Consider the following 17,696-nt stretch of genomic DNA (forward strand, 5'->3'; position numbering starts at 1 on the left):
CGGGGCCGGTACAATTTTCTTCGAAGAAAATTGGCTTTCGCAAACTGCACGCGCCCCCATACCGAGACCCGGCTCAGCGTCTGCCCCGCCGCCACAGCCAGGCTTGACCTGCGAACCAGCCTTGCAGCTTTGCCAAGGCACGCAAGCGCATGGCCGGGGCCGGGATCGTTCCCGAGGCCAGCCGTTCTACCACGACTTCAACAGGACATGGCCTGCCAGTCACCGGGTCGTGGTAGCGTGGATAGGTGATCAGGGCGGCATGGATCAGCGCCGCAAGCGACGGTCGCGCCCTGCGTCGGGCAGGACTCTGGCCAAAGTCTTCGCTCAAGCCCCAGCCTGCATAGAAGGGTGTGCCCGTCACACAGACCGGCACGCCACGCAGCAGGGCCTCAAACCCAAGAAGCGATGTCATCGTTATCACTCTGTCCGCCGCCTCGATCAGGGCGATCGGGTCGGCCTGCGCCGCGACATGATCCGCCAGCCTCGCCAGATCCTCGGGCGCCACATGCCCCTGCCGCAGACCCGCTTCCACGTCGGGATGCGGCTTGTAGACCAGGAAGGCGTCGGGGCATCGATTCCTGGCGGTTTGCAAAAGCGCAAGGTTCGTCCGCACTTCGCCCGCGCCAAGCCGGATCGAGGCGTCATCCTCCACCTGCCCCGGCACCAGCACCACCTCACGGCCGCCTGTATCGGGCAGCGCCGTTGCGCCGCCGAGATTGTATTTGTTGACCCCGGTGCTGATCAGCGCCTCCATCAGCCGTTCGGCCCGGCGCAAGCGAGCGGGGGCAAACGCCGCGGCTTCTGCAATGAGCAGTTCCAGACGGCTGACGCAGGTGGGATCGTAGTAGATCCCCTGATCGTCCAGCACCAGGCTGAGCGGTGGGACCAGCTCCGCCCCGAGCCCGCGCGACCTGAGAAAACCGTCTTCAATGCGAGCCAGGGGCAAATTGGATCGCTGGCAGGCCGCTCTCAGCTCTTCCGTTTCCTTCCCGGCCCAGACCATCACAGGGCGCCCATGGCGCGTGGCCTCAGACTGCGTTTCGGCAAAGCGCAAGGCGGGACCATTCACCGCGAAGACTTTCTGCAAGGGCCCCCGTTTCCATGCCCGCATACCAACGGCCACATGTCCGCGATGGTCCTGCCGCCAGGCCCGCGCCTCGGCTTCCAGCGTGGACAGCACATCCTCCAGCCCGCACAGCCGGTCGCGATAGGGATCGTACCAGCGCGGATAGAGGATCAGCGCCCCCGCAACCAACTGTGCCCGCGTCAGGCGTCGCCTGCGCCGATCAATCGGGTTGCGATCCTCGGTCAGGCCCCACCCGGCATAGAAGGGCTGACCAAAAACCTGCGGTTTGTGACCGGCCAAAATCGCCTCGAACCCCAGTTGAGAGGACACGGAATAGACGACAGTCGCGCCTTCCATCAGCACCCATGGCGAAACGGCATCGGAACACAGGCTGATCCGGTCGCTGGCATGTTCGGCCCCGTAATGGCCCGGACGGTGGCCGCCATTGGTTTCGGGGTGGGTCTTGATCACGATGCGTGCGCCGGGGTTCTCCTCTTGCGCCAGCACCAGCATTTCTCGGAAGGTCCGTTCGTTGGCGCCGCCAAGCCGGATCGAGGCGTCGCCCCTGGTCTGGTCGACCACCAGAACATAGCCGGGCGGCGGGGCGGGTTTGGTAGGATCGACAGCGGCGTATTTGGTCAGGTGCCCCTCACGCATCCGTGCAATGGCATCGCGCGCGCGGTCCAGCAACGCGGTATTGTCCAGCGGGTGTGTGGCCAGCAGATGTTCCAGATCGGATGGCTGGCGGCTATCGAACCACGCACCGCGCCGGTCGATTGTCAGGCCAAGCGGCGGTTCGCCCGACCGACCGGGGTGGAGCGAGCGCAGAAATGCATCCTCAACCCTGACCACATTGGCGCCGGTCGCCTCGGCAGCTTTCTCGCCCCGCGCGGCATAAGGGCTGTGGCCCCAGACCAAAACATCGTCCTGCGGCCCCGGTTTGCCAAGCGATAGGTCAAAGCCTGACAGGTCCAGAATGCGTCGAACCCGGCGGTTGGTCAGGAACCCGCCGGAAAAATAGAACGCCCGCCGGGGCTTTGTGGCTCCGGCAGGCGTGTCTTGGGCGTGGCCCGTCATATGGGCCTTATTCGGCCAGGCTGCTGATCGAACCCGCTGTTGCAAGCGTTCCGGTCAGTGCGCCGATGACCTGGTTCCACTGAGCGAACGGTGCGACCGTCACGTAAAGCGTATCCTGGTCGCGGATCACGAAATCACGCGCCTGGAACATGCCGTTTGGCTCGGTCAAATCGAGCACATAGATCATGCGCTGTGTGCCGGAGATATCGTTGCGGCCCAGAACCTGTCGGGCAATCGCCTCTGGCTCGTTGCGCAGGATGAAGACGCCGGTCGGATCGGCAAGGTTGGGGTTCAGGCCGCCAACGGTTGCAATCGCCTCGATGGCCGAGATGGTCTGCGTGTCGAACGGCACGCGGGTCTGGGCATTCGTTGCGCCAAGCGCGGTAAAGGATCTCGTGTCTTCCTCGACCAGAATCCGGTCACCGGCACGCAGGGCGATGTCCAGCTCTGGATTGGAATACAGATCGTTGAACCAAATCGTGCCGGTTTCGCCGCCGCGTACCACTGTGACCCGGGCGATCTCCGGTTCCACGGTCACGCCACCAGCGGCGGCCAGCATTGCCGACAGGGTCCGGGTTGGCCGGTCGATCGGAAAGATGCCTTGCGCACCAACAACACCCGCAACCGATACGGTCGCACCGTTCCCCGCAACGCGACGCACGATGATTTGCGGATCGGGGGTCTGTTCATCCAGGCTGCGGGTCAGGATCTGGCGCAGTTGGTCGGGCGTATTGCCTGCTGCCCGCACACGGCCCGCATATGGAATAAAGATAAAGCCCGAGCCATCGACCTGAACGTCGTCCAGCACCGTCGAGGGGCTGCCTTGCGGCCCCAACAGCGGGTCGGTGACGTTTTCCCAGATCGAAAGCGACAGCGTGTCGCCCGGTCGGATCGTGTCCGAGCCAAGCTGGCCTGCGTTCACGAAATTGGAAGAAAAGCCCAGTGCTTCGACCAAGGCCGTGGCGCGCAGCACACGGTCATTGACGGAAACGACGAACGCGTCGCCCTCTCGCTGCACGGATCCCGCGAAAAGTTCGCGTCGATTGGGGCCGGTCCGCGGCAGGCCACATGTGGCCACCAGCGTCACAACCATCAAGAGGGCGACCAACCGCGCCCCTCGGGAAGCCATCGATGTCACGGATTTGGCTCCTTATTGCCTGTACTGCCTCGATTATATTTTTTGCCACCCTAGCGAATTTCTATCGCCAAGGCCAGTTTTGATTAGTTAACGACGCGCAAGTGTTGCCGCGGTGCAGGACGGCCCGATTCCAGGGCGTCATATGGATCTTCGGGTGACAGCATCATGTCGACCACCTGGCGCAGCAATTGCCGCCGTCCGCGGGCCGAATAGAAACTGCCTGTGATCTGCGAGGTTTCCAGCAGATAGTGCCGGTAGTCGCGATAAGCCTTGCTGTCGGGCCGTGTCGGCAGCTGGAAGAATTCATCCAGCGGTTGGGTCGAGACGAACTCCGGCTTCAGATAAACCGCTGTGCCGAACGCCTTCAGCGGCAGGCCCCGCCAGAGCGCCTGTTGCGCGGCGGTGGAATTCACCGTGACGGCGCTGCGCGCATCATTCAGCAGCCCCGCCAGCTTGCCGCCACGCACGTAATGCACCCGGCCCGAAATGCCGTGTTCGCGGGCAACACGGGCAATGGTGCGCCGGATTGGCGCGCGGCCGTCCTCCAGCGGATGGGCCTTCAGCACCAGGTGGTGATGCTGCGGGGCGCCCTTGGCAAACCCCTCGATCAGCATTTCGAGAAACTCGGTCATGCTGGCGAATGGCCCATGGTTCTGAAAGCTCGCATCATGCTCCAGTTGCAGCAGCGCGATGTGATAGGGGAAACCGCCAGTTTTGATCTTCCAGGTCGCATACATGCGGTTCAGCGCATAGGCGGGCATCAGCGCGATGCGGCGCAGGTAGAGCCGCAGTTCCCGCGCGACAGTGATGTTTCTATGCGGGCGGAAATTCCGGTAGCGGACATTCAGGAACATCACGAACCAGTGGTAAAGCGCCCCGTAAAAAATGTGCTGGCGCATGTCGCCCCATCGCGCAGGCGCATCGGGCAGGTCAAGGTCGAGGTTCTTCAGTGCCTCCTGCATCCGTGGCACCGGCGTATCCATCAGCCGCGAATGCCCGTTCGCCCCGCCGCGTTCATAAGTCACCCAGTAGGGTCGCAGGTAGCCTTCCTCGAACACATGCACGGTGATGCCGCGCGCCTTCGCCGCCTCGACAGCCGCCCCGTGAATGGGTCGCGTGTCGCCGTATAGCACGATATCCGTGGTCTGTTTTTCGTCCAGCAGCTGCGACAGGCGGTCAGGCCAATCCTCTGGCCGCCCGGTATAGGCGATATAGCTGGGGCGGTGATGCCAGAAGGCGCTGTCACCCTGATTGAAACCTACCCGCCAAACCTCAACCCCTGCCGCACGCAACATCTTGCCAAGGCGGTGAAAGAACGGCCCATGGGGCCCCTGAAGAAACAGGAAGGATTTGTGGTGAATCGCCTTGGGGGGCACGGGGGACCTCTTAAACATAAGAACTGGTAACCTTTGTGGCGCAGGATTGCACCTGTCATGGGCGGCATGAGGGCCGGTTTGTGCCGTTAATATGTCCGATAGCGGGGACTTGTCCGAAGCCGAAAGGGCGGCTAGGTCAGGGGGATCATAGCGAAAGGCGCCCCCATGTTCACAGGCATCATCACCGATATCGGCACAGTCCAGAAGCTGGAACAGCGCGGCGACCTTCATGCGCGGATCGCGACCTCTTATGACACCGCGACCATCGACATTGGCGCGTCCATCGCTTGCGAAGGGGTCTGCCTGACTGCCGTGGCCCTGGGTGACGGCTGGTTCGACGTGGATATTTCGGCGGAAAGCGTGTCGGTCACGACCATCCAGACATGGGCTGAGGGCAAACGCCTGAACCTGGAACGGGCGCTGAAAGTGGGGGACGAGCTTGGCGGGCATATCGTGTCGGGCCACGTGGACGGCATGGCCGAAATCGTCGGCATGGAGGCCGAGGGTGAAAGCACCCGCTTTACCTTCCGCGCCCCAGAGGCTTTGGCGAAATTCATCGCGCCCAAGGGATCAGTGGCTTTGAACGGCACCTCGCTGACCGTGAACGAGGTGAATGGCAGCGATTTCGGCGTCAACATCATCCCCCACACGCAGCAGGTCACGACTTGGGGCGAAGCCAAGGTCGGAGACATGGTGAACCTTGAGATCGACACACTGGCCCGCTACGTCGCGCGCTTGCAGGAATGGGGATGAGCCGGGTTGTCACCCGCTCAATCAACGATCAGACAGGGCTGCGCTGCCTTGATCTTGTGCAGACCGGTCCAGGACGCCACATTTGGCTGGAATGCCGCCGCGACCCAGAGGATTCTTTTGGATGGCGCGTAGCGTTTTACGCGGCGGATGAGTTTACCAGCGAGGCCGAAGCCCTGCGCGATGCAATGGGCCGGGTGGCCTGGCTGGAAGAGGAGAACGCGACATGAGCGGTATCGGACATAATGGCGGCCCCACGATCGAACCGGGCTATGGCTTTCGCAAACTGGCCTGGGGCAAGGCGCGCAAATCACTGCTGCGGACCCTGCCAATCGAGATCGTCCGCGTCCGCGTTGCCCGCGCCAAGCGGTTGGGGATCGACTACAAGACCTATGCCTCCATCAGGGCGGCATCGGGTCATGATTTGGTGGCGTTCCTGTTCTCCGGCAACGCGCTGCAAATGACCCCGAAGCGCATTGCACTGCCCGCGCAGGTTGCGGATCGGCTGCATGGGCTGGATGGCGCGGTGGACCGGCTGGCCGCGATCTATGCGCCTGCCCATCCGGGCGGGGTACTGTCCGCGAATTCCAGCCTGCTGGATCACGCCGCCCCCGCCCCCCGCTTCACCGAGAGCTGGTCTGGTATGCGTGACCGCATTCAGGGGCTGGTGCGCGACCGGGGTTTGCCGGCGGACGGGGTTGTTCTGATCTCGGCCACTGCAGTGGAACGCGAATGGTGCGCAGCCGGCAAGCTGGCGGGCATTATCCCGGCAGAACGGTTTTTCACGGTGGAGCACATGGCCTAAGCGGAAGTCCAACGCATGAACGGCCTATCGCAAGACACTCTGATGACTCTTCTCAAGATCGCCATCATCCCGGTGATGTTGCTGTCGATCCTGTGGCGGAACCATCGTGAAAAACGCCGCCGGGCCGACGCGTTGGCTGCCGAGAAACAGGAGAGATCAGCGGTTCGGCGCGATGTGGTCGACCTCGGATCTGCCGATGTTGCGGCGCTGCAGATGGCACTGGACCGGGTCGACCGGGGCGATTGCCTGGTGTCGCCGCGCGGACTGCCCCTGACCGCGCCAAGACTGCGGCGGGCATTGGCCACAGCCTTGATGGATGCCGACCGGTTCGATGAGGCTGCTAAGGTGCTTGCGGGCGCCGCAGAGGACGACGACGATCCGCAAATGATGCTTTGCCGCGCCCGTCTTCATGCGCAGCGGGGCGGCGATGAAAACGCCCGTGCGCTGATGTCTGGGGCGGCGGATCGTCAGCTGTCCGAGGCGCGGACCGCCTCGCGCGGGTTGAGGATCCATCTGGCCGAATTGCTGGCAAACAGCGTCTCAGACGAAGCCAGGGTACTGCCGCTTCACGAAACCCGCCTGTCGATGCTTGGGCCGCTGGATTGTCTGGTCCTTTCCGGGCGTGGCAGCGAGGCGCGGGCATTGACGGATGAGATGCTGACCGCGCTTGACCGCGCCATATCAGAGAGTACGGCCGATCCGGACGGGCGCGGCGGCGGGCTGCCTCGCGCTGCGCTGGACGCCGCAAAGTCTGCATTATTGGCGTTCCGTGACAGGTCTGCCGTAATGGAACTGGGACAAGGCCCCGCTGTCTGAAAAGAGAAACGCGCACCGGTTGAGGCGCGCGTTTTCATTCATGGCAGACCAGAAAGCGCCGGTCAGCCCGCCGCGCGGGACTGTCGCTTGCGTTCGTGCGGGTCCAGATAACGCTTGCGAAGGCGGATCGCGTTAGGTGTCACCTCGACCAGCTCGTCATCGTCGATATAGGCGATGGCCTGTTCCAGCGTCATGGTCACTGGCGTGGTCAAGCGCACCGCCTCATCCGTGCCCGAGGCACGCACATTGGTCAGCTTCTTACCCTTCAGCGGGTTCACTTCCAGATCGTTGTCGCGGCTGTGTTCGCCGATGATCATGCCGGTATAAACCGGCTCCTGCGCGCCGATGAACATCTTGCCGCGATCTTCGAGGTTCCACAGCGCATAGGCCACGGACACACCGTTCTCCATCGAGATCAGAACACCCTGACGACGGCCCGGAATTGGCCCGCGATAGGGGGACCATTCGTGGAAAACACGGTTCAGAACGCCCGAGCCGCGCGTGTCGGTCAGGAACTCGCCGTGATAACCAATGAGCCCACGCGACGGCACATGGGCGATGATCCGGGTCTTGCCCGCACCACCTGGGCGCATCTCGACCAGATCGCCCTTGCGGGGGCCGGTCAGCTTTTCGATCACCGCGCCGGAATATTCGTCATCGACGTCGATGGTGACTTCTTCGATCGGTTCCAGCTTCTGTTCGCCATCGTCGCGGAACAGCACCTGCGGGCGGGAGATCGACAGCTCGAACCCTTCGCGGCGCATGTTCTCGATCAGAACGCCCATCTGCAATTCGCCCCGGCCCGCGACCTCGAACGCCTCGCCGCCCGGCGTATCGGTGACCTTGATGGCGACGTTCGATTCCGCCTCTTTCATCAGCCGTTCGCGGATCACGCGGGATTGGACCTTCTTGCCGTCACGGCCCGCCAGCGGGCTGTCATTGATGCCGAAGGTGACGGTGATGGTGGGCGGGTCAATCGGCTGTGCTTCCAGTGGCTCGTCCACGGCCAGCGCACAGATCGTGTCGGCCACGGTGGCTTTGGTCATCCCCGCGAGGGACACGATATCACCGGCCTGCGCCTCTTCGATATCCTGCTGCGCCAGCCCCCGGAACGCCTGAATGCGGGTCACGCGGAACTGTTCCACCTTTTCGCCCACGCGGCTGAGCGCCTGAACCGTTGCACCTACCTTTAGCTTGCCGGATTCAACCCGACCGGTCAGCAGGCGACCCACGAAGGGATCAGCGCCAAGCGTGGTGGCCAGCATCCGGAAATCTTCGTTCTGGTGGGCAATCTGGCGTGGCTTGGGGACATGATTGACGATCAGGTTAAAAAGCGCGTGCAGATCCTTGCGTGGCCCGTCCAGTTCCGCATCCGCCCAACCGGACCGGCCCGAGGCATAGAGATGCGGAAAGTCGAGCTGGTCTTCAGAGGCGTCTAGCGTCGCAAAGAGGTCAAAACATTCGTCCAGCGCCCGATCCGGCTCCGCATCGGGTTTGTCGACCTTGTTCAGCACCACGATGGGGCGCAGCCCAAGCGCCAGCGCCTTGGAGGTTACGAATTTCGTCTGCGGCATCGGGCCTTCGGCAGCATCGACCAGCAACACGACGCCATCGACCATCGACAGGATGCGCTCCACCTCGCCGCCGAAGTCGGCGTGGCCGGGGGTGTCGACGATGTTGATCCGGGTGCCCTTCCATTCGACCGATGTGGGCTTGGCGAAGATGGTGATCCCGCGTTCGCGTTCGAGGTCATTGGAATCCATGGCGCGTTCGGCGACCGCCTGGTTGGCGCGGAATGCACCGGACTGTTTCAGAAGTTCATCGACCAGTGTCGTTTTGCCATGGTCAACGTGCGCGATGATCGCGATATTGCGGAGGTCCATCTCGTGGGCCTTTCGGATAGAGCTGAGTTGGCCCCGCCGTTACAGGGATGTTCGGGCAAAGGCCAGACCAAAACTCTTGAAAGAGTTTTGCAAGGCCCTTGGAAGGGCCTTGGGCGCCCTCACCGCCGCTTGCGCAACCGCACTACGACGTCGAGCTTGGCAACCTCGTATCCTTCAGGGGGGGTCGGCAGCGCAGCGATCTTCAGTTCCGATTTCATTGCATCGACCAGCTGGCCATCTTCCTCGAAATAGAAATGCGGGTGGTCGTCCATGCGGGTGTCGAAATAGCTGCGGGTTCCATCGACGGTCACTTCCTGCACCAGCCCCGCCTCGCAGAAGGCGCGCAAGGTATTGTAGACCGTGGCCAGCGACACTTTATCCCCCGCCGCAACGCTGGCTGCGTGCAGCCCCTCGGCCGTCACATGCCGGTCCTGCCCGTCACCCACCAGAAGTGTCGCCAGCGACAGGCGCTGACGGGTGGGGCGGAGGTCTGCCTGGGCGAGCCATTTGGTGCTGCGTTCAAGAGCTTCTGGCGTCATCTGGGGTCTCTTTATCCTTGCTGGCTTGTAATATAGGCGTTCAAGGCACCGGTTTTCAAACGGATTCGGGTTGACGTGCCGACGCAGGGCCAACAGGTGTTACCTTGCGTCCCCACCGGCGCAGGTGCTAGGGGATGACGAATTTGGCTGGTCAGACAGCGGCAGACTGACGGGAAGGGGAAGAGACACATGGCGGACTATCCCACGAGCTTCGATCGGGACGATCTATTGAAATGCGCACGCGGAGAGCTGTTCGGCCCCGGAAACGCACAATTGCCCGAGCCCCCCATGCTGATGATGGACCGGATCACCGATATCTCGGGCGATGGCGGCCTGCATGGCAAGGGCCATGTGGTGGCAGAGTTCGACATCAATCCTGACCTTTGGTTCTTCTCCTGCCATTTCCCCGGCAACCCGATCATGCCCGGCTGCCTTGGCCTTGACGGTCTGTGGCAGTTGACCGGCTTCAACCTCGGCTGGCGCGGCTGGCAGGGGCGCGGCTATGCGCTTGGCGTGGGCGAAGTGAAGCTGACCGGCATGGTCCGCCCCGACCGCAAGATGCTGACCTACAAGGTGGATTTCACCAAGGCCATCCAGACCCGCCGCCTGACCATGGGCGTCGCCGACGGCATCGTCGAGGCCGATGGCGAGGTGATCTATCAGGTCAAGGACATGAAAGTGGCGCTCAGCGAAAGCTGATCCAAAGCAAAGCCTTTCCCCTCAAAAGATAACGGCAAGACCATGACTGACAACAAACGCGTCGTCCTTTCCAGCGATCATGCGGCCATTGCGCTGCGTCAGTCGGTGGCAGATCATATCGCTGCCGCAGGGTGGGAGGTGGTCGATATCGGCCCCACAACACCCGAAAGCACGCATTACCCCCTGCACGGCAAGGCAGCGGCAGATCGCGTGGCCTCGGGCGATTGCGCGCTTGGCATCATCCTGTGCGGGACCGGTCAGGGCATCATGATGGCCGCAAACAAGGTGCCGGGCATCCGCTGCGGCGTGTGTTCCGACACGTTTTCCGCCGCCATGATCCGTCAGCACAATGACGCCAACATGCTGTCCATCGGCGCCCGCGTCGTGGGTGAAGGGCTGGCCCTGGCCATCGTCGACGCCTTCCTGAACGCCGAATTCGAAGGCGGCCGCCACGGCACCCGCGTGGACATGATCGAGCCAAAGGGCTGATTCTCGGGAAACACTTGATCTGCACAATCTAACGGGTCGCTTCTTGGCCCGAGCCTGCAACACGTCAGCTTTGAATCGGGGTACCATCCGGGTGGAAAAAATGCATCCGGCTTGCTTGCCGATCGATCTCTTCTTCGCCACGGCGCATCGCGTTCAGAATCCAGCGAAATTCCTCGGTGGTGTCCAGCCCCTTCCGACACACCAACCAAAAGCGAGAGAATGGGGCGATGGCCGTATCAAACGGTGCGACCAATGATCCTTTCACCAATTGTTCGGATGACAGGAATGACCCGGCAATCGCCACATACCCGGTTGCGATTGCGGTATCGACCGCACTTGCCGTGTCTGCGCAGCTGACGGCGAAGTCGCGCGGAGGTTCTAGCCCGTTGATCCGGAACCATGGCGCCCAGGTGGTGTCCTCCATGCCGGTGTCGAGCGCAAATTCGACCCCGATGAGACCCTGTTTGGACAGGTCCACGGGCTTGTGGACGAACCGGGCAACATCCGGGCGCATGAGGGGTGTGAACCATGTTCGAAGCAGCGGTTCCCAATGCAGATCCCCCTCGGGTTCCAGAGCCCACCTGATCGCCAGATCAACCTCACCGCTAGCGATGTCGCGCTTTTGTTTGCTCAGATCCCAGGAAATTCGCAGATTGGGCAAGGGGTTTTCTGCCTTAGACAAGGCTGGCATGACCCAACTGTGAACGGCCTTCGCAGGGCCGCTGATCTTTAGCGTCTTAACCGGCATTGGTTCATGCGCAGCGTCCCAGGCTGTTTGGATCGTCTCGAAGACCGACCCGAGATTGGCCAGTAACTGGCGCCCCCTTTCGGTCAGCTCAACCGCCCGGTGCTTGCGCATGAACAGGGTTACGCCAAGCTCTGCCTCCAGCTGCTTGATCTGAAATCCGACAGCTGCCGGTGTCACGAACAGCTCGTCCGCGGCCTTGGCGAAGCTCAGGTTCCGTGCGGCCGCTTCGAACGTTCTCAGAGAAGTCAGCGAGGGAAGGCGTTTCGACATTTGACGCAAGAATATCTTGCCCAAGCAGAAAATCAATCTCGTTTGTCACAAAGGCCCGCGCCCGGCACGTTTTCTATACCTGCTTCGGCACCCCTCAAACAACAAGGAGACAACCATGACCCGCACGATCTTCACTACCGCCGCTCTCGTTTTGGCCACCGCAATCCCGGCGCAGGCGGAACAGTTCGCCGTTCGGATCGACGCTGCATATCAGGGCGCCAACGATCGCCTGATGGAAGCTATGCAGATCACCGAGATTGACAGTTTCTCTCAAGGCGATGCGCACTATGTCGTGCTCGACGCGCCCGATGAAGCCTATGTTGAGGCTTTCTTCTTCGCCATCGGGCGCGATGCGATCGAACTCAATACGCTCGACGCGGATTGGCGCGCACCCGGCATGGATGGACTGTCAGTGGCACAAAGGCTCGACTTTCTGCGGGCCATTCACTGTGAATTCTGCACCAGCTGATTGCCACGGCCACCCCCGCTTCAAGGCTAGGATGGTTTGGCCAGCTTGACGCTTACCTCTTCCGGCTGATCAGCCATCCGACACCCCGCACGGAACCCGCATCAGGGTCCATGCGGGGTGCTTTTGCGTATGCATCGCCCGCGCTACGGCCAATGCGCCGCAAAGTCCTGCCATGTCCGGTTGGCGCTATCCTGGTTCTCCGTCTCTTGCACCCCACCCCGGCAATGCTCTTGAAAGACGAAAGCAAAGCGAGGGGGGCCACTTGCACCGGGCAGTTGTCACGGGCCTAGCGATCGTCTCGTCGATCGGAAACAATGCAGAAGAGCTAACGGCCAGCCGAAAAGCGGATCGGTCGGGCGTCAAGAGCTGACCACCGTTACAACACCCGATGATGGGCTGCGGTCGTCGCGGCTTAGTCTCGCGTAACGCACGAGTCCGGTTACTCAGAGGGAACTCCCACAGCCTCCATTGCTGCAAGCCAGCGGTCGAGTGCGCCCGGGGCAGTCCATATCCCTGCGCTCTCCGCCTTTATCTTTGAAAGCGTGTAGGTCGGGTTCTGAGCGAGATATGCGCCGATTGCATCCGCTGCCTTCTCCTTGTTGCCCAGACAATGGTGGATGGCCGCAAGGTCCTTGTAGGCAGCAACCGGCATTGACGGACACCCGAGAAAAGTATCCAGCGCGTCTTCGCACTCTCCAGCCTGCCAAAGCGCCCAGGCCTTTGTCCACGCGACGCTGAAGCCATAGAGCGGATCGATCCGTTCCGCCTGCGCGATCACGTCGAGCGCCTGATCCGTCTCGCCCACGAACACCATGGCATCGGCAAGACCGACAAGGATCAGCGACGAGGAGGGGTTCAGCTCCGCTCCTCGGTGAAAGGCGCCAAGGGCCGCGTGAACGTCCCGGTTGAACAGCATCGCGCGCCCAAGCGCGAGGTAGGCCATGAAGTTATTCGGATCCAGTGCCACAGCTTTGCGCGCCAGCCGTTCCATACGTTCGCGGGCCGCGTCCTCATCGCCTTCAATCCAGCCGTGTCGCAGCCCGTTTCGCAAGGCAAGGGCCTGTCCCAGATAGCCCCAGGCAGAGTCTGGATAGTCCCGGATCGCCACTTCCTGCTCTTGAAGATTTACAAGCAGGTTTTCGCGGTTGAAATTGCGCATGATCCTGCTTTGCGCGGCGTTCGCGATCATCAATGCGTTCACATCCCCCGCCGACATCTTCGCCTCTGACGTGTCAACAATGCTGAAGCCGACAGCATTCGCGATCCTTGCGCTGATCCGGCTGTTCGTTTCGAGCAAGCCTGTAAGAGGCACATCCATTTCCTCGGCCCAGATATGTGCCTCGGTCACTCCGTCGATCAGCTGTACCGTTATGCGCAGCCGTTCACCGTCATATTGCTGGCTGCCCTCGACAACAAAATCGGCCCCAAGTCTGGATGCGATCTCTGCGATACCGAGGTTGGATTCGCGGAACTGAGCGGCCGACTTGCGAGAGATCACCGTCATTTGCGGATTCCGCGCAAGCGCCGTGATAATGTTTTCACTCACCGCGTCGCTCAGAAACCCTTTATGCGGGGCGGCACTGAAATCATCGAAGGGCAGGATGGCGATGACTGGCGGCCCGGCAGATGGTCTGCTGCCAAGCGCATTTTGCCCGGTCGGGACAAGTCGGTAGCCTTCGCGCGGCACGGTCTCGACGATGGTTTTGTTCACGTCGCCAAGCACGCGCCGTATCTCGGAAATGCACTGCGCCACGCTATCCGGCGAGATCGCCCTGCCAGACCAGATACGATCAATCAACGCCTCGCGCGTGACCGTGCGACCTGGCGTTTCTGACAGAAAGGACAAGACTTCCCGCGTCTGGTGGCGCAAGCCGAGCTCGTTCCCCGCTGCGTCAAAAACCCTGCCAGAGGCGCAATCGAGGAGCGCGGTTCCCAGGCGCATTTCAAAAGAATTCAAGCTATTTCGTTTCGCGAAACGCATCCCGTGGCCCTCTAATCCGACCGGTACCATAGGCCGCTGAACCTTCTCTCCCGACAGCAGGCCTTTGGCAAAATGCAGGGGCGTCAGCCGCTCCCTAAAAGGAGGATACGTTATGAAACCCATGACGAGAATAGCGAACGTTCGGTCCACCGGACCGGCACTTGGGGCCGCGTCGAGGCGCGCATTTGCAGTTTCTGCGCTGCTGTTCCTTGCCGCCCCGGTCGTTGCCCAGGATTTCGACCTGATCACCCCCCGTGAAGATGCGCCCGTTCGCAATGCAGACGGAAGCGAGACTTTCCGGCTTCTCCCTGGTGAATGCAGCGACTTTGAATACTTCTCGGACGAGTTGCAGATCATGACATCCGATTGCGGGCGCCAAAGAAACCGGATCGAGTATTTCGAAACATCGACATCAAGCGCCGGAGATCGCCGGTTGTACGAATGGGATATCTTCATCCCGGAGGATTTCAGCTACTCTGCAACCAATGCACGTTTGACCGTCGGCCAGCTCGAAACCGGAACCGACATGCTCTACGGGTTCGAGCTGAACAACGATGGCTACACGTTTCGGGCGCAGACCTGCATCCCTGCCGAAGAATTCGGGGAATGGCACAGCATCTCTGTGCGCATTCAGTACGACTCCACCCCCCGCCAATCCCTTAGGGACCGGACGCCTGGCGTGCTCGTGGTCGAATGCGATGGCGAGGTGATCGTTGATGGAAGCGGTCGACCCAATTTGGCTGAAGGCAGTGAAATTCAATTCCGATATGGGCTCTTTGGCGGCATGAATATCGCTGAAACAGACAACGTGTCCGTGTCGTTCCGAAATGTCCGGATCTCCGCGTGGTAAGGCCGCCACGCGCGCAGTAGCAACTTGATCCTGTTCAGGCCAAACAATCCTTCGCGCTTTGGCTCTTGTCGCCAGCTTCCCCTGATCAAGCCCATTGTATGAACGGACACGCCACCTTGCACCTGCCCCCGGCAATGCCCTACTAAGACGAGAGCAAAGCAAGGGAGGCCACATGCGCCGAGTAGTTGTCACGGGCCTTGGGATCGTCTCGTCGATCGGAAACAATGCCGAAGAGGTCACAGCCAGCCTGAAGGCGGGCAAATCCGGCATCGAAGCAAGCCCCGAAATGGTGGAACACGGGTTCCGCAGCCAGATCGCGGGCACGCTCAAGATCGACCCCAAGGACCATGTGGACAAGCGTGCCCTGCGTTTCATGGGGCCGGGTGCCGCCTATGCCCATATCGCGATGACGCAGGCCATTGCCGATGCAGGGCTGTCCGAGGATCAGATCAGCAATGTGCGCACCGGTCTGGTGGCGGGTTCCGGTGGTCCCTCGACCTCCGCCATGCTGACGGCGCATCAGACGGTACTGTCCTCGGGCGCGACCAAGCGGATCGGGCCTTTTGCCGTGCCCAAATGCATGTCCTCGACGATTTCGGCAAACCTTGCAACGGCCTTCAAGATCAAGGGCATCAACTATTCCATTACCTCGGCCTGTTCGACGTCCTTGCATTGCATCGGCAACGCGGCGGAACAGATCATGATGGGCAAGCAGGACGTGATGTTCGCAGGTGGCGGCGAGGAACTGGATTGGACGCTCTCCTGCCTCTTCGATGCCATGGGCGCGATGTCTTCGAAGTACAATGACACCCCCACCAAGGCCTCCCGCGCCTTTGACGAAGGCCGTGATGGCTTCGTCATTTCCGGCGGCGGCGGCATCGTGGTGCTGGAGGATCTGGACCACGCACTGGCGCGCGGCGCGACGATCTATGCGGAAGTGACCGGCTTTGCCGCCACCTCTGACGGGCATGACATGGTCGCCCCCTCGGGTGAGGGTGGCGAGCGGGCGATGCGGTTGGCTCTGCAAACGCTGCCCGAGGGCCGCAAGGTCAGCTACATCAACGCCCATGGCACCTCGACCCCCGTGGGCGATGTGGGCGAGGTTGCCGCCGTGCGCCGTGTCTTTGGCGAAGGCCATGTGCCGCCGATCAGCTCCACCAAGTCAATGACCGGCCACGCACAAGGCGCGGCGGGCGCGTTGGAGGCTATCTTTTGCCTATTGATGCTGAAGGGGGATTTCATCACCCCGTCGATCAATGTCGAAACGCTGGCCGAGGGGATCAACCCCGGCGAAGTTGCGACGTCTTACGTTGAAAATGCAGGGCTCGACACGGTGATGACCAACAGCTTCGGCTTTGGCGGGACCAACGGGTCGATGCTGCTTTCCAGATATATTGGATAAACTCAGATGGCTGATTTGATGAAGGGCAAACGCGGGCTGGTCATGGGCGTTGCCAATGACCGCTCGATCGCATGGGGCATCGCCAAGGCCATGCATGCCGAGGGCGCAGAGCTGGCGTTTTCCTATCAGGGCGACGCATTCGGCAAGCGGGTGAAACCCTTGGCGGAGCAGCTTGGCGTCGATCTGCTGGTTGATGTGGACGTGACCGACGATGCCTCTCTCGACGCCTGCTTCGGGCAGATCGGAGAGGCCTGGGGCAAGCTCGATTTCGTGGTACACGCCATCGCGTTTTCCGACAAGAATGAACTGGGCGGGCGGTTCATCAACACCACTCGCGACAACTTCCGCAACTCACTGACCATCTCGTGCTACTCGCTCATCGACGTGGCCCGGCGGGCAGAACCGCTGATGACCGATGGCGGCACGATCCTGACTTTGACCTATATGGGATCAAACAGGGTGACGCCGTTCTACAACGTGATGGGCGTGGCCAAGGCGGCGCTGGAAAGCTCAGTCCGGTATCTGGCCAACGATATGGGCCCGAACAAGATCCGCGTGAATGCGATCAGCCCAGGCCCGATGAAGACGCTGGCAGGCGCGGCGATTTCGGGCGCGCGCAAGACCTTCAACACCGCCCGCGACAACGCCCCCTTGCGTGACAACGCCACGCTCGAGTCCATCGGGGGAACGGCGGTCTACCTGGCGTCTGACTACGGCGCCTGCACGACCGGTGAGATCATCACCGTCGACGGCGGCTACCATGTGTTGGGGATGATGCAGCCGGAGAATCTCTGATCCCGGCTTTTTCATGTGCCCAGCGGTGGCAGGGCGAAAGCGGCACCCAAATGGGTGCCGCATTGCGTTTTACTCGACCGACATAACCTTAACCGCAAAGGTAAGGTCTTTCCCTGCCAGCGGATGGTTGGCGTCGAGCGTGATATGCTCGTCCGTTGCCTCGGCGATAACCACCGGGATCGCCTGCCCGTTCGGGGCCTGCATTTGCAGCTGGGTACCCACTTCGGTCGGGATGTTTTCGGGAATCTGGTCGCGGGGGATTTGCTGCACAGCTTGCGGGTTGTGCTCGCCATAGGCCTCGGCGGCAGGAACGGTCACAGTCTTCTCGTCACCCACTTTCAGGCCATCGAAAGCCTTCTCCAGACCGGGGATTATCTGGCCCTGGCCCATGGTGAAGCTCAGCGGGTCGCGGCCTTCCGAGCTGTCGAAGACGCTGCCGTCGGTAAGCGTGCCGGTGTAATGAAACGCAACTTTGCTGCCTGAAGTGGCCTCTGTCATGAAGTCATCCTGTATGTAGGGGGGTGAGTTTTCGCGGGGTGGGCG

The 17,696-nt window shown here is 61.6% G+C and carries 18 protein-coding genes; 10 read left to right on the forward strand and 8 right to left on the reverse strand.

From position 1 onward, the window contains the following. Positions 1 to 73: 73 nt before the first annotated feature. The 3 genes from ACROHD_RS01095 to ACROHD_RS01105 form a co-directional block, all read right to left on the reverse strand. The gene (locus ACROHD_RS01095) at positions 74 to 2,143 is read right to left on the reverse strand and encodes a capsule polysaccharide biogenesis protein (protein WP_432675421.1); all 2,070 of its coding nucleotides are present in this window, start codon (positions 2,141 to 2,143) and stop codon (positions 74 to 76) included. 7 nt (positions 2,144 to 2,150) lie between these two features. Next, complete coding sequence (locus ACROHD_RS01100) at positions 2,151 to 3,272, reverse strand: polysaccharide biosynthesis/export family protein (protein WP_432675507.1); 1,122 nt, start codon at positions 3,270 to 3,272, stop codon at positions 2,151 to 2,153. Between the two features lie 92 nt (positions 3,273 to 3,364). Continuing rightward, a complete protein-coding gene (locus tag ACROHD_RS01105; RefSeq protein ID WP_432675422.1) occupies positions 3,365 to 4,675 on the reverse strand; it encodes a capsule polysaccharide biogenesis protein in 1,311 nt (436 codons plus the stop codon). Positions 4,676 to 4,822: 147 nt separating this feature from the next. On the opposite strand from ACROHD_RS01105, the gene ACROHD_RS01110 reads away from it, so the two are divergent. From ACROHD_RS01110 to ACROHD_RS01125, 4 genes are read left to right on the forward strand one after another with little or no spacing between them, the layout of a single operon-like run. Beyond that, entirely contained in the window at positions 4,823 to 5,410 is a 588-nt protein-coding gene (locus tag ACROHD_RS01110; protein WP_432675423.1) for a riboflavin synthase, read from the forward strand. Further along, positions 5,407 to 5,637 carry a hypothetical protein gene (locus ACROHD_RS01115; RefSeq protein WP_432675424.1) on the forward strand — a complete coding sequence of 77 codons (231 nt, stop codon included), beginning with the start codon at positions 5,407 to 5,409 and terminating at the stop codon, positions 5,635 to 5,637. The genes ACROHD_RS01110 and ACROHD_RS01115 overlap by 4 nt, the downstream gene beginning before the upstream one ends. Continuing rightward, the gene (locus ACROHD_RS01120) at positions 5,634 to 6,212 is read left to right on the forward strand and encodes a hypothetical protein (protein WP_432675425.1); all 579 of its coding nucleotides are present in this window, start codon (positions 5,634 to 5,636) and stop codon (positions 6,210 to 6,212) included. Before ACROHD_RS01115 ends, ACROHD_RS01120 begins: the two co-directional genes overlap by 4 nt. A 42-nt stretch (positions 6,213 to 6,254) precedes the next feature. Further along, on the forward strand, positions 6,255 to 7,028 hold the full coding sequence (locus tag ACROHD_RS01125) for a hypothetical protein (protein ID WP_432675426.1): 774 nt from the start codon (positions 6,255 to 6,257) through the stop codon (positions 7,026 to 7,028). Positions 7,029 to 7,090: 62 nt separating this feature from the next. On the opposite strand, the gene typA is transcribed toward ACROHD_RS01125, so the two are convergent. After that, on the reverse strand, positions 7,091 to 8,911 hold the full coding sequence (gene typA / locus ACROHD_RS01130; RefSeq protein WP_432675427.1) for a translational GTPase TypA: 1,821 nt from the start codon (positions 8,909 to 8,911) through the stop codon (positions 7,091 to 7,093). A gap of 119 nt (positions 8,912 to 9,030) precedes the next feature. Then, complete coding sequence (gene irrA / locus ACROHD_RS01135; RefSeq protein WP_432675429.1) at positions 9,031 to 9,450, reverse strand: iron response transcriptional regulator IrrA; 420 nt, start codon at positions 9,448 to 9,450, stop codon at positions 9,031 to 9,033. Between the two features lie 189 nt (positions 9,451 to 9,639). Between irrA and fabA the strand changes: the two genes are divergently transcribed. Together fabA and rpiB are read left to right on the forward strand one after the other, a co-directional pair. Beyond that, positions 9,640 to 10,149, forward strand: coding sequence for a bifunctional 3-hydroxydecanoyl-ACP dehydratase/trans-2-decenoyl-ACP isomerase (fabA, locus tag ACROHD_RS01140; RefSeq protein ID WP_432675430.1), 510 nt, complete (start codon positions 9,640 to 9,642; stop codon positions 10,147 to 10,149). A 42-nt stretch (positions 10,150 to 10,191) separates the two neighbouring features. After that, positions 10,192 to 10,638 (forward strand): ribose 5-phosphate isomerase B, encoded by a 447-nt coding sequence (rpiB, locus tag ACROHD_RS01145; RefSeq protein WP_432675431.1) that lies wholly within the window; start codon positions 10,192 to 10,194, stop codon positions 10,636 to 10,638. 64 nt (positions 10,639 to 10,702) lie between these two features. On the opposite strand, the gene ACROHD_RS01150 is transcribed toward rpiB, so the two are convergent. Then, positions 10,703 to 11,656 (reverse strand): LysR family transcriptional regulator, encoded by a 954-nt coding sequence (locus tag ACROHD_RS01150; RefSeq protein WP_432675432.1) that lies wholly within the window; start codon positions 11,654 to 11,656, stop codon positions 10,703 to 10,705. 115 nt (positions 11,657 to 11,771) lie between these two features. Between ACROHD_RS01150 and ACROHD_RS01155 the strand changes: the two genes are divergently transcribed. Beyond that, on the forward strand, positions 11,772 to 12,125 hold the full coding sequence (locus ACROHD_RS01155; RefSeq protein ID WP_432675433.1) for a hypothetical protein: 354 nt from the start codon (positions 11,772 to 11,774) through the stop codon (positions 12,123 to 12,125). 439 nt (positions 12,126 to 12,564) lie between these two features. Here ACROHD_RS01155 and ACROHD_RS01160 read toward each other — a convergent pair whose 3' ends face one another. Continuing rightward, positions 12,565 to 14,067: a winged helix-turn-helix domain-containing protein gene (locus ACROHD_RS01160; RefSeq protein ID WP_432675434.1), complete on the reverse strand. Its 1,503-nt coding sequence runs from the start codon at positions 14,065 to 14,067 to the stop codon at positions 12,565 to 12,567. A gap of 151 nt (positions 14,068 to 14,218) precedes the next feature. Between ACROHD_RS01160 and ACROHD_RS01165 the strand changes: the two genes are divergently transcribed. The 3 genes from ACROHD_RS01165 to ACROHD_RS01175 all read left to right on the forward strand — a co-directional run bounded on the left by ACROHD_RS01165 (position 14,219) and on the right by ACROHD_RS01175 (position 17,153). Further along, complete coding sequence (locus ACROHD_RS01165) at positions 14,219 to 14,956, forward strand: hypothetical protein (protein ID WP_432675435.1); 738 nt, start codon at positions 14,219 to 14,221, stop codon at positions 14,954 to 14,956. Positions 14,957 to 15,128: 172 nt separating this feature from the next. Then, the gene (gene fabB, locus ACROHD_RS01170; RefSeq protein WP_432675436.1) at positions 15,129 to 16,358 is read left to right on the forward strand and encodes a beta-ketoacyl-ACP synthase I; all 1,230 of its coding nucleotides are present in this window, start codon (positions 15,129 to 15,131) and stop codon (positions 16,356 to 16,358) included. Between the two features lie 6 nt (positions 16,359 to 16,364). Further along, positions 16,365 to 17,153, forward strand: a complete 789-nt coding sequence (locus ACROHD_RS01175) for an enoyl-ACP reductase FabI (RefSeq protein ID WP_432675437.1) — start codon at positions 16,365 to 16,367, stop codon at positions 17,151 to 17,153. 69 nt (positions 17,154 to 17,222) lie between these two features. Here ACROHD_RS01175 and ACROHD_RS01180 read toward each other — a convergent pair whose 3' ends face one another. Then, positions 17,223 to 17,651, reverse strand: coding sequence for an FKBP-type peptidyl-prolyl cis-trans isomerase (locus ACROHD_RS01180; protein ID WP_432675438.1), 429 nt, complete (start codon positions 17,649 to 17,651; stop codon positions 17,223 to 17,225). Positions 17,652 to 17,696 lie beyond the last annotated feature (45 nt).

Source organism: Nioella aestuarii (assembly GCF_050896395.1).
Lineage (GTDB): Bacteria > Pseudomonadota > Alphaproteobacteria > Rhodobacterales > Rhodobacteraceae > Nioella > Nioella aestuarii.

Bases quoted from the DNA above. Each gene is read 5' to 3' on its own strand.
- ACROHD_RS01095 (WP_432675421.1), bottom strand. From the start codon at position 2,143: ATGACGGGCCACGCCCAAGACACGCCTGCCGGAGCCACAAAGCCCCGG.
- ACROHD_RS01100 (WP_432675507.1), bottom strand. From the start codon at position 3,272: ATGGCTTCCCGAGGGGCGCGGTTGGTCGCCCTCTTGATGGTTGTGACG.
- ACROHD_RS01105 (WP_432675422.1), bottom strand. From the start codon at position 4,675: ATGTTTAAGAGGTCCCCCGTGCCCCCCAAGGCGATTCACCACAAATCC.
- ACROHD_RS01110 (WP_432675423.1), top strand. From the start codon at position 4,823: ATGTTCACAGGCATCATCACCGATATCGGCACAGTCCAGAAGCTGGAA.
- ACROHD_RS01115 (WP_432675424.1), top strand. From the start codon at position 5,407: ATGAGCCGGGTTGTCACCCGCTCAATCAACGATCAGACAGGGCTGCGC.
- ACROHD_RS01120 (WP_432675425.1), top strand. From the start codon at position 5,634: ATGAGCGGTATCGGACATAATGGCGGCCCCACGATCGAACCGGGCTAT.
- ACROHD_RS01125 (WP_432675426.1), top strand. From the start codon at position 6,255: ATGACTCTTCTCAAGATCGCCATCATCCCGGTGATGTTGCTGTCGATC.
- typA (WP_432675427.1), bottom strand. From the start codon at position 8,911: ATGGACCTCCGCAATATCGCGATCATCGCGCACGTTGACCATGGCAAA.
- irrA (WP_432675429.1), bottom strand. From the start codon at position 9,450: ATGACGCCAGAAGCTCTTGAACGCAGCACCAAATGGCTCGCCCAGGCA.
- fabA (WP_432675430.1), top strand. From the start codon at position 9,640: ATGGCGGACTATCCCACGAGCTTCGATCGGGACGATCTATTGAAATGC.
- rpiB (WP_432675431.1), top strand. From the start codon at position 10,192: ATGACTGACAACAAACGCGTCGTCCTTTCCAGCGATCATGCGGCCATT.
- ACROHD_RS01150 (WP_432675432.1), bottom strand. From the start codon at position 11,656: ATGTCGAAACGCCTTCCCTCGCTGACTTCTCTGAGAACGTTCGAAGCG.
- ACROHD_RS01155 (WP_432675433.1), top strand. From the start codon at position 11,772: ATGACCCGCACGATCTTCACTACCGCCGCTCTCGTTTTGGCCACCGCA.
- ACROHD_RS01160 (WP_432675434.1), bottom strand. From the start codon at position 14,067: ATGCGCCTGGGAACCGCGCTCCTCGATTGCGCCTCTGGCAGGGTTTTT.
- ACROHD_RS01165 (WP_432675435.1), top strand. From the start codon at position 14,219: ATGAAACCCATGACGAGAATAGCGAACGTTCGGTCCACCGGACCGGCA.
- fabB (WP_432675436.1), top strand. From the start codon at position 15,129: ATGCGCCGAGTAGTTGTCACGGGCCTTGGGATCGTCTCGTCGATCGGA.
- ACROHD_RS01175 (WP_432675437.1), top strand. From the start codon at position 16,365: ATGGCTGATTTGATGAAGGGCAAACGCGGGCTGGTCATGGGCGTTGCC.
- ACROHD_RS01180 (WP_432675438.1), bottom strand. From the start codon at position 17,651: ATGACAGAGGCCACTTCAGGCAGCAAAGTTGCGTTTCATTACACCGGC.